Genomic DNA, 15,406 nt, shown 5'->3' with positions numbered 1-15,406 from the left:
TAAAACACTTACCATGAAGAAATCTCATTTAAATCTTGACATGAATCCTTCAGCGGCTGAATATCTTCTATTTTTATTCATATACTGCAATTAAATCACAATGTCCCTCCTACTATATTAAGAGCTTTTTCATCCACGTGTGAGAAGAAGCTTTAAATTTTACTAGCAGTGCCCCCTCCTATATTTTTAAAGATATCCTTTTCTCTTATTAAAATAAAATTCTTACTTCATTGAGTAGAACTTTTACGCTAGAACTTCCTTTCCTAAAATGGTAAATACTTCATAATCACTAATTTTCTATGATATACTTTATATTTAGGTTGTTTATTAATATACATAATATAGAGTGTCGGAAAAAAGGAGGAATTTTGTGAAACGATATGCCTTATTATTGCTGATGCTAATTCCAATGATCCTTTCCTCTTGCAGCAATGACAAGGAGACAGAAACATCTAATGAACCTGAAAAGGAAAAGCAACAGCAGGAACAAAAGCAGGAAGATATTATAACCGAATCATTGAATATTAATTTAGAAGTTTCCGAAGAAAGTTTACTAGTCCTGCCACACGGTAAAATCATGGGTGATCTGTCATATGAAAAGGACATTGAGGACATCGGTTTCGATACACCTAAAATGGAGCCAGCTCTTATAGATAAGCTGACACCTGAGCTTGAAAAATTAACAAATGAAACTACAGATATTGAAGAAATCAAGAAAGGCCTTGTTGCTCTCCTGGCCAGTCCTCACTATAAAGAAGTCATTGAAAAAGCGAATGCCTACGAACCGCAGTTTGAGGAACCCTATTTGCCGGATCCAACAAAATCCGAAGGCAGTGAAGAAAAAATGACATCAGAAAAGACTATCATTCTTCTCGATGCCAGCTCAAGTATGCTGCTTTTATCTGATGGAAAAGTAAAAATGGATATTGCCAAGGATGCTGTGAAGAGCTTTGCTCAGACCATTGGGCAAACGAGCGAAGTCTCACTTATCGTCTATGGCCATAAAGGTTCGGAATCAGCGGCTGATAAGGAAATATCCTGCACAAAAGTCGAAGAAGTCTATCCGATGGGGAAATATGCAAAAGAAGAATTCCATCAAGCAGTCGATTCTTTTGAAAGCAAAGGCTGGACTCCCCTTGCAGGTGCCATCCAAAAAGCCGCAGAAATGAGCAGCAGCTTTGAAGGTGCAACGACCATTTACATTGTCAGCGATGGTGCTGAAACATGTGACGGGGATCCCGTTCAGGCAAGTAAGGACCTTGTTCAAATAAACAGCAAAAATACCGTAAACATTATCGGCTTTGATGTAGACAGCAAAACCGAAAACCAATTAAAGGCTGTTGCCGAAGCTGGCAATGGTGAATACTTTAAAGCGGACAATCCAGAAGAATTAAAATATACGATTCAATATGAGTGGCTGCCTTCTACACTAGATCTTGCTTTTGCCTTTACCATGGCTCCAGACGGATGGGAAATGGTCGCAGAGTATAAAAAAGGCGAAGAATATCCCCTTCAATTATGGAATATCGGTAGGCGTGAGTCCCACCGAATACTTGATGCAGTTAAGATCATGGCAGAATATGAGTGGATTACGTATGAGCAAGAAACAGAACTAAGAGACTGGGGGTATGAACGAAGTCAAAATATGAAAGACCTATACTACGCCATCTATAAGACAAATCGAGAAAAAGCAGATACGAAAAGCCAAGAAATCAGACAAAGGGTCGATGAATGGGTCGAAAAAATGAAGGCATTGAAGAAAGAGCGCGGAGATACTTGGTAATACAAAAAGCCGGTCCATGTTTTAATGGAACCGGCTTTTTAGTATAAATCTATTAAATATAGAATTTTGAATTTACTAAATAACAGATTAGGAGTATGATAATATAAGAAAAAAAAAGAAAGAGGCAATCCTATGAATTCAACAGTTTTACAGACAGAAGCAACAAAGACAAAAACCTTAGTCATATATGCACTTTTCATCGCATTAACTCTAGTATCTACAATGTTCATCAATATCAGGCTCCCCATTATGGGTAATGGTGGCCTAATCCATATGGGCAATGTGCCTCTATTTATAGCAGCTTTAGTTTACGGCAAAAAAACAGGAGCCATTGCAGGCGCCTTTGGCATGGGTTTCTTCGACATTCTCTCTGGTTGGGGAGCATGGGCACCGTTTACATTCATCATCGTAGGGACAATGGGCTTTTTAGCCGGTCTTATTTCCGAAAAGGTACCCGGCAAAAGAGTAGTTGTCAACACACTGGCAGTTGCCATTGCACTCATTATTAAAATCGTAGGCTACTATTTCGCCGAAGTAATCCTTTACAGTAACTGGATTCTGCCATTTGGCTCCATTCCAGGAAATGTGATGCAGGTTGTCTTAGCAGGAATCATAGTAGTGCCAATTGCAGGACGCTTAAAAAGAGCTTTAAAGATTTAAGTTTGGTGCATTACTCTAAATAATCCCGGCTTTAGCAATTGTATACGGTATTCAGTAAAAATTTTAGAATAAACCCTTGCAATCGCAAGGGTTTTCTTTATGGTTCTTTTCACTAATTGAAAAAGAATATCTCTTCCTTCTAGTTGGAATCTAACAACTATTTTAGTAGCTCCAATTTATGTTTAGATGGAGTTTGGTAGGATACATACCCTTCCATTTTTGTCACATAATGTCCTCCGCCAACTGAATATTGGCCGCCGAATTTGTCGTCATAGCTGTATACACGGTATTTTTCACCGGGATTTAGGACTCTTACGAACTGGAGACCTTCATCTGTTCTTTTCCATAGATTGATTGGCTTTTCGATCATCACTCGACCGATTTGACCTTTTTTCATTAATAAGCCATCCCAATAGACTAGTGGTGTTTCCTTGGCAGGCACGTCCACTTCAGGCGCAGCCGGTTTCATCTTCATGTCTTTTCCACCAAATTCATAAATCGCAACCGTACCGGATACTTCATGAGTCGCAGCTAAAAGGGCATGTCCTGTAGGACTCTTATCAGCTGAAATAAAGCGTAAACCTTCAGGTGATACATCCCCTTTAATATCCTCGCTATAATCCCTACTTGAAATAAATGTAACCAATTCAGGCTTCGATGGATTTTCAAGATCATACACCATAATTCCGCTCACTCGCTCCAATGCGATAAATGCATACGATTTACCATTAATTTCTCCACTAACAACAGTTTCTGGTTCTGGTCCTTTTGCAGAACTCCGTTTGTCATACGCAATTTCTTCGTTATCAGTGTTAAAGAACTCAGGGAGTGCTTCAGAAGTGATTTTCTCAAAGTCACTTCCGCTATCATAAACAAGCTCCATTGTTTCAGCGTCAAAGATTGAGAAACTGCGTCCACCGTACGAATAAAGCGCTTCATACGAACCATCCGCTGCCATCCCTTCTTCAAGGGTAATTTTTGTTTTCTTCATCTCATCGAATAATCCATCTGCCACTTTTTGATCAAGATCTTCTTGTGTGAAACCTTTATAATGATCTGCATTCAATTTAATCTTGTCTGCGATATCACCGATTTCTGCCTCTTCGGAATACGCTTCGTAATCTCGGGCGTCTCCTTCATTTGGTGTCAAAATATATGTTTTCCCGCCGACTGTAAATGTATCAATGGCATCTGGCATGTACAAGCCTAGAAGTGGAAGGCGTTCAAGTTTTGTTTCACCGTTTCGCTTCCCATCGAGTTCGTTTTCAGGAAGAGAGTGATCTTTTACACCAAGTCCTTTCACATGAAGGATTTTTTCTGCAGCAAGATCAACAGTCGCGATTGCATTGTTTTCTTGCATCGATACATACGCTACTTTACTATCTTTAGAAACCGCTACATACTCAGGTTCCAATTGTTGAAGAGCTGTCCCTTTAGATTTTAATCGGACTTTTTCATCAATTTCTACATCTTTAAACGAAAGTGAATTTGCTGTAAATTCACTTGGCTCTTTCGTGACGTCGATGATTGAAATCGTCCCTTCCGGATCAACGGCATAATCATCACTTGGCTCTCCTTCATTGGCAACGATCGCTTTCGTTCCGTCTGGTGTAAATGTCACCATGTCAGGCAACGAACCCACTTGCACTTTCGATATGTATGCTCCCTCTTTTGATAGAAAAACAATATAGCCAGGGTCTGTCTTCGGATTGCTAACAACGGAAACAGCGACTAAATCTTTTGTTGGATGTGATGCAATACTCGTAATATCTGCTACGTTTTCAATTTGAAAGTCTTTTAATAATACCCGCTTGATTGATTCTACTTTTGTAAATTCACCTGATGTTAGTTGTTCAAATGAAAGAATATCAATTCCAGAAGCGGCTCCATTTGTGACAAAAGCACGCTTTAGTGTCTCATCGTAAGCCATAATTTCAGTACCACCAATGCCTTCAGTACTGTCATATTGACCAATTTGGGTAACCTTCAAACCATCCTCTTTATATTGAAAAAAAGTTGATTGTTCTGCGAATACATTGTACGGCTGACTTGCCCCCAAGAGAATACCTGCTGCTGTAATTCCTGCAACTATTTTGTTTTTCATTTTGATCTGTTCCCCCCAAAAAAATGCTAACTCATAAAACAATTCTAGTTATCTAGTATTAAGAATATATGAATCTATTGTAATGTTTTTGTATTTTTGAGTAGTTTCAGATGGAAGAATCGGGAAAGATTAAAATCTTAATAGAGTCTTTCCTTCATACCTATAAATTATTAATCAGACTAACCAACTTCCAATATCACTTGAATCGCTTCAACCATTATGTAAAAATAAATTCAAATGCCTCATTACCATAAGGAGAGAAAAAATGAAACGGATTTTTCATAATTTTGTTAAGGGGATCATAACGGGTGTTCCGATTATTTTAGTCGTTTATGCCGTTTATCAATTATTTATGTTTTTAGATGGATTGTTAGGAAATTATTTAAAGCCTTATTTTAAAGAAGATTATGTTCCGGGGATTGGTTTGTTTTTCACCTTAGTCTTCATCACGATTCTAGGCTGGTTATCAAACAAAGTATTCACTGGGACGTTAATCCGAATGATTGACAGATTACTAGAAAAAATTCCGCTCATAAAAACGCTCTATTCCATTAGTAAAGATACCATTCACTCATTCCTTGGCGAGAAAAAATCATTTTCAAAAGTGGCATTGGTCACCATTCCAGGTACAGAAATGAAAACCATTGGGTTTATCACAACCGAGGATGTAGAAAGTTTTTATCATCCATTAAAGGACTATGTAGCTGTCTATATCCAACAAACCTTTCAAATTGCTGGACTAACGGTTTTAATTCCGAAAGATCAAGTTGAAATCATCGATGTAAAGCCTGAAGACGCAATGAAATTTGTCGTTTCAGGTGGAATGACAATAACAAAAGAGGAACAATCGGCTATTCGAGGGACTTCATTTGAATAGAAACATATCGGAAATAATTGGATGTTTCATTATGATAAATAAGAAAAGAAGATGTAGGATTGGTCCCTCACAAGTGTGAGGGATTTTTATACTTTAAGCAACTTTAATTGCTTTTCCAAATGGCACCCTTGGGAGAAACGTGCCTGGGACTAGCCAGAATAACTCATAATTCACTACTTTGATTTCATCGGTAATAAAACCAGTAACATCCGTGATATAAAATAAAGTATCCACTTGATTTTCCTCTACCCATTCAAGAACTAATGTATAGGAAGATTTCCCATGTGAATAGTACTTAATAGAATCACTTTTCACAGGTCCAATACTTCTAATTTTAAAATCCGCTTGAATTAATAAAGCATCTGGTTTCACATGCTGAAATAATTTAACTATGTTGTTTATCAAATCCTTTGGTGCCTCATTTGTAGATGTATCGACAGCTATAGCCATTTTTTTGTCATGACGCTGCTGCAGCATGGACAGAAGCATTTTATGCCATTTCATAATGATCCAACTCCCCATCGTAAAATCGCAAAGTTCGCCCTAGCATTGACAGGCTTCTACAGAAGGTTGAACTTCTGCTGAAACCAGTTAAAATGTAAGACCCATCTTATTTTGGATGATTACTTGGAGAGTTATGATTGAAATGTTGAGGTAAAAAAATGCAGTTTTTTATGATATTTGATCAAAAAAAGTAAACATGTTCCTTTATTAGTAAAATTGCCCTTTATCTGATAAAATTCTTATTCTGTTCATCTTCTGTATTGACAATTCTGCGAGTTAAATCCTCGGTTTGCCATACAATTTCTCTTACACCTCGGAATCTGAGTTACATGAAACTAATTCAACTATAAAGAAATTGAACTTTCATAACACTTTCAGTTATAATATGATTAAGTACCACATAAATTAAAAAAAGACCGAACATGCTGGTAACATGTCCGGTCCAGCAATAGGCGGTTCCCACAAAGGGATCGGCTATTAATGGGGAATAATCCACCTGAGCCGTGCTAACTCAAGGGTGGATTATTTTTTATGGTTAAATGACAGAATGGCTACGATCAAACTTGCAAAAGCAATCGTAAACATTAATGCTTCAAATACTGTCATTCAGCATCACCCCCTTTCTGTTCGGGAGTGTGCCGACCACCCTTGAGAAACCTATTCTATTGCTTCTTTAGTTTATCATAATTTCAGTCAAATAAGAACACTTGTTTCCACCATGTCATAAACATCTTTATCTAATTAACAAAAAATTCTTATTCAGTTCATCTTCTGTAATGACAATTCTGCGAGTTAAATCCTCGGTTCGCAATACAAATTCTTTTACCCCGATAAATTCAGATTCAGCCACAACGTAAAATTTTGATCCTTTTCTGTAGCCTTTAAATTCATTTTTTAACCTATAGTTCTTCATCACTATCCCCTGTGAGTAACTTTATACAAGCATATAAAAAATACTCTAATTCCCCGTTTGAGTCAATTAAATCCATTTTAAATCCTGTATAACATAAAGTACTTTTCAAATAATAATAATAATGTTAGTCACTTTAAGGAATTTGCCCTTAAAAAAAATTTATAATTTTAAAGGATAAAAAGACGTATTTCGGTTTTCAAACTTATCATCCGCTATAAACACTTGCACATGTTCCAGCTGCTGGTTCATAAAAACAATGTTCTTTAAATTGACCAGAAAAGGGTTGATCATACCATGTAGGAGGACAAGGACCATATGGATTAAAGTACCAAAGAGCATATTTCGCTGGGTGATCTCTCCAAGATTCCAAATTCTGTCTTGCTAATCTTCTTTCGGATTCTCTTGCCCTTTGATAAAATACATTGCCTTTTTGGACAGCTTCAAACGAGTAATTTCCTCCTTGTACATGAAAAATGACTTGTTTAACTGTTCTCAAATCTTTAAAGTCAGTACATTCTGCAACAACACGGTTAACAATGACATTTCCAACATAGAGCATTCCTTGTTTTCCTTCGCCTTCAGCTTCTGCTCTCATCATCCTGGCCATTAAATCAACATCTGCAGTCCGGTAAGCTACTCTCGCCATTTTTCCACCCCCAAAATATAGTATGTATCAAAGATTACATTCATGTCGTTTTAAATAATAAGCCTTCGTATTAAAGCTTAGAGTTATTAAATAAAAATAATTTTTGTAAGTTGCAAAAATTGTTAAAAACTCATCCTAAGTAAAGCTTATTATACTCTGATATAATGAGTAAAAGTTCCATAAGTAGAAGCTGAGATTTTATACATATAATGGAGGAAATAAATGAAATTCATTAGAAAATTTGTTCTAACATTTGATTTGGATCCTGCAACAGCTGAATATTTATCTATATTTCTTAATATCCTATTTATTGCTATTATCTGTATGACTGCGAATTTTATCACCAAAAAGGTTGTAATCAGAATTATCACTCATATCGTAATGAATAACAAATACCAGTGGGATAATATGCTTTTGGATCGGAAGGTTTTTCATAAGTTATCTCATATTGTTCCGGCAATCATTATATATTACTTTTCATTCACCTTTCCTACTCATGAGATTTTGATTAAAAAAAGTGCAATTGCTTATTTGATTATCGCTGGATTATGGGTTGTGAATAGCTTATTAAACGCCCTCAACGATATTTATCAAACGTATGAAATATCGAAGGTGAAGCCGATTAAAGGGTATATTCAAGTGACGAAGATTATTGTCATCACTCTTGGGATCATCTTAGTAATTGCGAACATGATGGGGGAAAGCCCCTTTATTCTTCTAAGTGGAATTGGCGCCTTATCCGCTGTATTGATGCTCGTTTTTAAAGATTCCTTATTAGGACTAGTAGCGGGGGTACAGTTGACGGCCAATGATATGGTTCGGGTTGGGGACTGGATTGAAATGCCTAAATATGGGGCAGATGGAGATATTATTGATATCTCATTAAACACAGTAAAGGTCCAAAATTTTGATAAAACGATTACAATGGTTCCAAGCTATGCCTTGATATCCGATTCTTTTAAGAACTGGAGGGGCATGCAATCTTCAGGAGGTCGACGGATCAAACGTGCCTTATTTGTCGATACAAACAGTATTTCGTTTTGTACAGAAGAGATGATTGATAAATATAAAACCATTCACTATCTTTCAGATTATATCATTAACCGGGAGCGTGAAATTGCAGAGTTCAATTCCTTGCACGATATCAATCGGAACAACCCGGTGAACGGGAGGGCTCTTACGAATATCGGTGTATTTAGGGCTTATATCAGCAACTATCTTCAAAATCATCCAGGAATTAATCGAGAGATGACGTTAATCGTAAGACAGCTGGCCCCTACCGAAAATGGGTTGCCGCTAGAAATTTACGCATTTACAAATGATGTCAGATGGGCAGTGTACGAAACGGTTCAAGCTGATATCTTTGACCACCTTTTTGCCGTAGCACAGGAGTTTGGACTTCGACTTTTCCAAAATCTTTCTGGGCAGGATATTAAGGGGATAGTTAATGACTCTAAAGGAGAGTTTATGGTTAGGAAAATAGAACATTAAATGATATTGGCCTGTCTCCTACTTCTTTTAAAGGTAAAACCTTTACCGAATATGGGGACAGGCATTTGTTTGAATACTAATGTTGTTCATTATTCCTAGTTCTTTTAATTATATAAGAGTTAATTTCTACCATAATACCTCATTACTATACTTCCAATCCTTTTGATGATTAAGATTGGTATTATTACCACAATCACCTTATGTACATTACTTTTCGAAGACTACATATACCAATAAATTAAAGAATTATAAATCCTGTTTAAATACAATTCCATACTCTAAGTAGATCTTTAAAAGTGTTAAGGCTTCTCCCCAACCTACTGCACATCCAATACAGGCTTTTAAGTCTTTTTCAGAATTTGTATAGCCCATCTCATTAAGAACTACTAATGTTCCGTCTTTATAAGGCTCAAGTTTAAAAGTTACTGTTGAATTTTGTTCTCCTGGTGACCATTGAAAAACAAATCTTTTGTTAGGAGTTGCCTCAAGTATCTTCCCCCCGTCTTCAATATTTACATTTTCACTGCCAAAATTTGTCCATCTCAATCGTATCTCACCAGTGCCATCTGGGTTTATCTCCAACGATGTGTCATCTGTGAACCAAGCATTCCAACCTTGAGATGTTGAAACTGTTTTATACACTTCTTCTAAAGGTACTTTAATGTAGGTTTTATGGTATATATCTGGCATTTTCAATATCCTCCATATCCCTTAATTTTACTTTATTTTATAACCTCTACTATTCTTTTTCTATTTCAACAATCCTATTTCATTAGAATTAGAAAAAAGAGTATCGCAGCGATCCTTCTTGTACTCAAGGTACCCGTTAGGCCAACAACGAACTCTTTTCAATATTATTAAGTTCGATCTTTTTTTCTTCATTTCAAGAATCATTATTATTGTTTTTCTCATTAAAAAATATTGTGCAATAAAACAACTTCTGATAATGTATTTTAAGTAAAATAACTTAATAATCTATCAAAAGTATTGATCTCGGCATATGGTGTTATTTCGGTATCATTCTTGATCATATGAGGATTGAACCATATACCCTTTATATTTGCATTTTGACAACCACCAATATCCTTTTCAATGTCATCCCCAATGAAAAATGCGGCTTCCGGTTCCACATCAAGCTTATTTAATGCTAATTCAAATATGCGTTTGTCAGGTTTACTAAATCCCACCTCTTCAGAAATAATTATAATATCAAAACAATTATTTAAATTAGTGTTAATGATTTTAGCTTTTTGTCTCTGAGTTGAGCCGTTTGTTATAATCGCAACTTTAGCTTGCATCTTTATAGTATTTACAATATTTATTGTTCTTTGGTTTATAGAAAAACACTGAGGAAAATTAAAATTCCAAAAATCTTGAATGTAATTGCGTGGCAATCTATATTTTGGTGGAAATTCATTAAAAAATGATTCTAAAACTTTTGTTTTATCACTATAGCCATAGTTTCTCTTATCATATTCTTTGAACTTCTTCAACATTTCGTTTTTAACTGAATGTTTAACATCCTCATAACACTTTTCTAAAATAATTAAAAATATTTTATCTACTGCTTCATCCCTATTAAGTAAGGTATCATCTAGATCAAACAGCATTGCTTTATTACCTCTCAAATATCTTCACAGCCTGTCTCACATTATATAAATAATCCCTAATTCGCACCTTCAAACTTTTGGTTTACCGAAAAATGCCTTCTCCAACTATCGCACTCCGTTAGTGAGATAATTAGTTTCTTATAACTGCAAACTCATAGTAATTGTCCTTATGCCAAATCCAAATTTTTCATACAGTTTAATTGCTTGATTCCCTGCAAATGCACTTAGACGGATTTCTGAGTATCCATCTTTTTTTAGATGGTCAATACCTGCTTTCATTAACTGTTTTGAAATGCCATTTCCTCTAAATTCTTTTAAAACAAATAGTTCGTAAATAAATCCATTTATCATATCAGTAAATTGGTCCTTGCTTGGTCCTAAAAGTATCCACCCCATTAATTTATCTTCTTCTGATGCTATTAAATAATAGCTTCCCTTTTCCAAAAGTGGGTTAACAAGCTGGTTAATTTTTTCTTTCGTAGGTTCTACTTCACCCAATGTGCCATCAAAAACAGCTTGAGGAGAAAGTGTTAATACTTTTTTTAGTTCAAAATCATATGGTTTTCTAATATCCATAATTGAATCAGTCCCTTTACGACTATTATTCGGTTTCCTATATTATTCCAATTCTTTAAATACCATGATTTAGTACAATAACTTCGACAAATAAGCGTTAACCCCTTCTTGGATCAACGTACCCTATAATATAAGTACATCAATTCAAAATCTTTTCCGCAACGCCCGATTGTTGAAGAGATTCTAAAATAAAGGATTGAAAATAAGATTACCTATTACTACGATACCAGCTTTCTTGCAACTTCCGTATATAAACGATTTGACCAATATGATAGGCGTTATGCGTAATAGAATTTCCGAGTAACTCATACCATTTCACTGGTAAACTGAATCCATTTACATCACTTTCGAGTTGTTCTTCGGTTAGTAGACCTTGCCATTGTAACAGCACCACTTCTAGTCGCTCTCTTAATTCATTAAACTTTTTATTTTCTGGAATAACAAAGCTTTTATCATTATCTTCAATAGGCTGAACTGCTTTAACATCAGATTGTTGGAATCTTATTTGCCATGTTTCATTCCAGTAAATTAGATGCTGTACAATTTCAGCGATACTATGACTATCTTCAGTAGGCTTCCAAACTGCTTCTTCCTCTGATAAGTTTTTAACTGCTTCAGTAAATGGAAGATACCAGCTCGGGTCATTAGCATTTGCTAAAAACTGATCTAATAAAAGAACCTTAACATATTGCATGCTTTACACCTCTTTTAAAATAAATGTTCCAAGAGACCGTATTCGTCAAACTTTTACTCCAGCTATTACTAAGTTCTATTATTCTTATTAAACTTCCTTTTCTTTTCTGCAATTTCAGTTAATCTTGCACTAGAGTGCTCCTTTTAGTCTAAGTACTTTATTTCACTAGTTTTACATTTATTATAGGGATACACTACTTAACCCGAACTAATTTATTCTTAAAGATTTAGTACATCTTATTAGTTGTTATGTTCCACATTATGCAAAAGAAGCGCAGATCCACACTTTGGAAATGCCCCCATTTCTGAAAGATAGCCAATTATGAATAATTGTTTTCTTTATTGCAATAAATTACAAAAGCAAAAAATCCAAATAAATAGCCTATTCCAGCTCCTAAACTAACTGTAAATACTGTTGGAATCTGGAAAAATATGCCCAAAATTACACCGATAGCACAACCAAAAAGCATTCCGATTGGTATTAAGCTATCTAATAAATTTTGAGCCCCTTTTGATTTTTTCTTACCTAGGTTGCCTTGGTTATATCTATGTTTCAGACTTTCAATTACATATACGACAATCCCTCCTACTATTACAATAGGTGCAATTGCCAATATAACAACCATGTTAGAACCTCCTTTCGCTTTTTAATCTGATCAATCTGCTACTAAAATTTTTATTCCGTTAAATGGCCCGATTTTTGAAGATCGTAATATGAATAACGTCTATTCTTTTGTAAAGCTATTAATAATAAAGAATCCAGCTATTATAGTACCAAAACTAAATGCTGTTTTTGTGTAGGCAAGAATATTGGGAATCGGATACGAAAAGGGGAAAAACCAATAAAACGATAAATAAATCATTGGTAAAGCTACAAGTACAATCTTATAGTAATTAATTCTCCATCGACCCGTTTTATTAAATTCCTTTAAGATATTGGGGATTCCAAGATATATGCCAATTGGGAAATACATCAAACTAATAAGGATTTGCCAAGGATACATTCTATACGTCTCATTAATCATTTTAATAAAATGTGAATTTATGTTGCTGATTATTACTAATAATAAAATAAAGCCAACCGAATATGCTAAGTAGCCTAAAGCCCTTTTATAATTTAATATCAATTTAATTCCCCCTTCCATTATATATTAACTGAATTTTTTGATAATCGATATACCTATTGAGCTAACCTGCTCTATTTAGGGAAAAACTCGAACAGGATAGATTGGCGCATGTACAGATGGGAATTAGAAAAAGGCTTCCATTATTGAATGGAAGCCTTCTTTACGATATGTTGTTTCATCATAGACTTGTTCTTTTTCAGAGTTCTCTAAATCAATAATAGTTCCCTGATTCATAAAAAGTTACATGTTTGAGTTAATTTTTCTAATGCTTATGAGTGATCCTCATGAGTAACGTTGAAAAATTGTTGTTGTATTAAACCTCTAATTCTATTTTTTTATTAACCTATAAAATTATGGAAACAAAGGACAAAAATATACAAATTACTGCTAAGGTGAAAAACAGGGTAGAAACTTTTCGATTGATTCTCATGTCTATTCCCAATGCACAAAAGAAAATACTGGCAGATAATTTTGAAAGACTTTGAAAATAGTCATGATCAGAAAAGAAAGAACTGCTAAAGACAACGGAAATGAGAAGAGTTATAGAGGTTAACATTTTAAACCACAAAGGTTTTTTTGAGTAATGTATTAACATTAATTTAATCCGCCGCATAATAATATCCCCCCCACATATTCATCACCTGTCCATTCAATAAAATTAATTTCACTACCTTCACTATACGCTTAAACCTTAATTAAAGTTTCTTCAACTATTATTAAAATTTTTCTTCATAAACCAGCTTCGTTACAACAATAACTTCAACCAAAATAAGCATTAACCCTTACTGGATTAATGCACCCATTTAGTTTCTGTAGTACTTACTAAAGAAAAATGGCAAAAGTAAATATTATCATGTATAAGATTTTAAATATTTGGCGCAACAAATTGGATCTGACTTTCACAACAAGCAGTGTATCCTTGTAGTGGCGGGCATGATAGCCAGTTTCGGCTGAGCCAGATTTTTTAATACCCTCTTCATAATCTTGCCCGCAGAGGCTCCAATTAAAGTGACAAAATGTCTGTACTTACTTCCAGCAAAGGGTTCGACAATATATAAAAATATGAATAATGTACCCAATAAGGCACTACACTTCATTTAAGTGCAATGTTTCACAATTTTTGTCAATACTTCAATTTGATATATTAGCCACACTAGCCTTCACTTTGTTTGAAGAATTAATTGCTTGCTTCCCCCAGAACAATGTAATAACTATTCCCAGAGATAGTATCACAGTCGCAAAGTAGTAAGGATAGTTAACATCTATATCAAATAATATCCCCCCTAGAATTGGACCACTAATATTCGCTAGACTCGTAAACATAGAGTTCATTCCACCAACGAAACCTTGTTCGTTCCCGGCGATATTTGAAAGATATGAAGTAACTGCTGGTCGGAATAAATCGAAACCTACAAAAACAATAAATGTAACAAGTAAAATAGAGAAATATGAATGTACAACAGTCATTAAGAAGACAAGTAATGCTGATAATATTAAGCTGTTTCGAATCAGTTTAATTTCTCCCCAAATTCGTGTAAGCCGATCAAACAATATGACTTGTGAAACAGCACCAAAAATTGCACCACCAGTAATAACAATGGCTATGTCGGATGGTTTAAATTGAAATTTATGGTCCACAAATAAACTAAAGAACGATTCAAAAGCTGCTAAACCAAATGAGGCAATAAAAATTAAAATAAACGCGAAAAAATACTTTGGCTCAATAATGCGTCTGAAACCATTACCTTCTGAAGTTTGTTCATTAATTCCTGTTGCACGATCTGGCTCAGATATAAACATAATGGTTAGTATTGCAGCTATTGTACCAAGTGCACCAGCAAAGAAGAATGGTGTACGTGTACCAAATTCCGCTAAAAATCCACCGATACCTGGGCCAATAATAAATCCTGTACTAATTGCAGCAGACATATAGCCTAGTGCTTTGGGGCGAGTTTTCAAGGTTGTAATATCAGCAATAAAAGCAGTGACACCCGGCATAATGAATGCAGCACTTACTCCACCTAATATACGAGAAATAAATAACATTTCGATTTCTTTGCCAAGCCCAAATAATAACTCTGATAGGCCGAAAATAAATAAACCAAGTACAATCATAATTTTTCTTCCCAATTTATCTACAGCTTTCCCTGCAAATGGCGAAACAATCAATTGTGCAATTGCGAAAGCAGCTGTTAGATAACCAACAGTCTTTCCGTTTATTCCTAATTCATTCATCAGTGTAGGCAAGACTGGAATTACAAGCCCAATTCCCATAAAGGCTATAAATAAATTCATTAATAATAATCCTAAAGTAATTTTATAATTCTTCATTTTATATATTCTCCTTAACAAAACGAATTACCTAAAACCAAACGTATTCATTTGATTTCTTTACAGCTCTTATCCTAGTGTATATAGTAAC

The 15,406-nt window shown here is 34.9% G+C and carries 16 protein-coding genes; 4 read left to right on the top strand and 12 right to left on the bottom strand.

Going from position 1 to position 15,406, the window contains the following annotated elements; all coding sequences use genetic code 11:
- The first annotated feature begins 370 nt into the window (after positions 1-370).
- Both V7127_RS24565 and V7127_RS24560 read left to right on the top strand, forming a co-directional pair.
- Positions 371-1,783, top strand: coding sequence for a vWA domain-containing protein (locus tag V7127_RS24565; protein WP_335490734.1), 1,413 nt, complete (start codon positions 371-373; stop codon positions 1,781-1,783).
- A 132-nt stretch (positions 1,784-1,915) separates the two neighbouring features.
- Positions 1,916-2,443: an ECF transporter S component gene (locus V7127_RS24560; protein ID WP_335490731.1), complete on the top strand. Its 528-nt coding sequence runs from the start codon at positions 1,916-1,918 to the stop codon at positions 2,441-2,443.
- 157 nt (positions 2,444-2,600) lie between these two features.
- Here V7127_RS24560 and V7127_RS24555 read toward each other — a convergent pair whose 3' ends face one another.
- Positions 2,601-4,547: a choice-of-anchor I family protein gene (locus V7127_RS24555; RefSeq protein ID WP_335490728.1), complete on the bottom strand. Its 1,947-nt coding sequence runs from the start codon at positions 4,545-4,547 to the stop codon at positions 2,601-2,603.
- 265 nt (positions 4,548-4,812) lie between these two features.
- Between V7127_RS24555 and V7127_RS24550 the strand changes: the two genes are divergently transcribed.
- Positions 4,813-5,424: a DUF502 domain-containing protein gene (locus V7127_RS24550; RefSeq protein WP_335490727.1), complete on the top strand. Its 612-nt coding sequence runs from the start codon at positions 4,813-4,815 to the stop codon at positions 5,422-5,424.
- 93 nt (positions 5,425-5,517) lie between these two features.
- Here V7127_RS24550 and V7127_RS24545 read toward each other — a convergent pair whose 3' ends face one another.
- From V7127_RS24545 to V7127_RS24535, 4 genes are all read right to left on the bottom strand, one after another.
- Positions 5,518-5,928 carry a hypothetical protein gene (locus tag V7127_RS24545; RefSeq protein WP_335490724.1) on the bottom strand — a complete coding sequence of 137 codons (411 nt, stop codon included), beginning with the start codon at positions 5,926-5,928 and terminating at the stop codon, positions 5,518-5,520.
- 522 nt (positions 5,929-6,450) lie between these two features.
- Positions 6,451-6,513 (bottom strand): hypothetical protein, encoded by a 63-nt coding sequence (locus V7127_RS25975; RefSeq protein WP_438824058.1) that lies wholly within the window; start codon positions 6,511-6,513, stop codon positions 6,451-6,453.
- A gap of 148 nt (positions 6,514-6,661) precedes the next feature.
- Entirely contained in the window at positions 6,662-6,841 is a 180-nt protein-coding gene (locus V7127_RS24540; protein ID WP_335490721.1) for a hypothetical protein, read from the bottom strand.
- 205 nt (positions 6,842-7,046) lie between these two features.
- Positions 7,047-7,487 carry a cell wall hydrolase gene (locus V7127_RS24535; RefSeq protein ID WP_335347359.1) on the bottom strand — a complete coding sequence of 147 codons (441 nt, stop codon included), beginning with the start codon at positions 7,485-7,487 and terminating at the stop codon, positions 7,047-7,049.
- Positions 7,488-7,709: 222 nt separating this feature from the next.
- On the opposite strand from V7127_RS24535, the gene V7127_RS24530 reads away from it, so the two are divergent.
- A complete protein-coding gene (locus tag V7127_RS24530; protein ID WP_335355540.1) occupies positions 7,710-8,978 on the top strand; it encodes a mechanosensitive ion channel family protein in 1,269 nt (422 codons plus the stop codon).
- A 246-nt stretch (positions 8,979-9,224) separates the two neighbouring features.
- On the opposite strand, the gene V7127_RS24525 is transcribed toward V7127_RS24530, so the two are convergent.
- The 7 genes from V7127_RS24525 to norA all read right to left on the bottom strand — a co-directional run bounded on the left by V7127_RS24525 (position 9,225) and on the right by norA (position 15,315).
- Positions 9,225-9,668 carry an SRPBCC family protein gene (locus V7127_RS24525; protein WP_335347361.1) on the bottom strand — a complete coding sequence of 148 codons (444 nt, stop codon included), beginning with the start codon at positions 9,666-9,668 and terminating at the stop codon, positions 9,225-9,227.
- Between the two features lie 263 nt (positions 9,669-9,931).
- Entirely contained in the window at positions 9,932-10,588 is a 657-nt protein-coding gene (locus V7127_RS24520; protein ID WP_335490737.1) for an HAD family hydrolase, read from the bottom strand.
- A gap of 138 nt (positions 10,589-10,726) precedes the next feature.
- Entirely contained in the window at positions 10,727-11,164 is a 438-nt protein-coding gene (locus V7127_RS24515) for a GNAT family N-acetyltransferase (RefSeq protein WP_335347362.1), read from the bottom strand.
- A gap of 208 nt (positions 11,165-11,372) precedes the next feature.
- Positions 11,373-11,858, bottom strand: coding sequence for a DinB family protein (locus V7127_RS24510; RefSeq protein ID WP_335347363.1), 486 nt, complete (start codon positions 11,856-11,858; stop codon positions 11,373-11,375).
- A 319-nt stretch (positions 11,859-12,177) separates the two neighbouring features.
- The gene (locus tag V7127_RS24505; protein WP_335347804.1) at positions 12,178-12,483 is read right to left on the bottom strand and encodes a hypothetical protein; all 306 of its coding nucleotides are present in this window, start codon (positions 12,481-12,483) and stop codon (positions 12,178-12,180) included.
- A 99-nt stretch (positions 12,484-12,582) separates the two neighbouring features.
- Entirely contained in the window at positions 12,583-12,984 is a 402-nt protein-coding gene (locus tag V7127_RS24500; protein WP_335355646.1) for a hypothetical protein, read from the bottom strand.
- Between the two features lie 1,131 nt (positions 12,985-14,115).
- Complete coding sequence (norA, locus tag V7127_RS24495; RefSeq protein WP_335490718.1) at positions 14,116-15,315, bottom strand: multidrug efflux MFS transporter NorA; 1,200 nt, start codon at positions 15,313-15,315, stop codon at positions 14,116-14,118.
- Positions 15,316-15,406: the final 91 nt, after the last annotated feature.

Source organism: Bacillus sp. JJ1773, assembly GCF_036962035.1.
GTDB lineage: Bacteria > Bacillota > Bacilli > Bacillales > Cytobacillaceae > Cytobacillus.
Note: the sequence above shows the minus strand (reverse complement) of the source record. Positions and strands in the feature narration are given on the sequence as shown.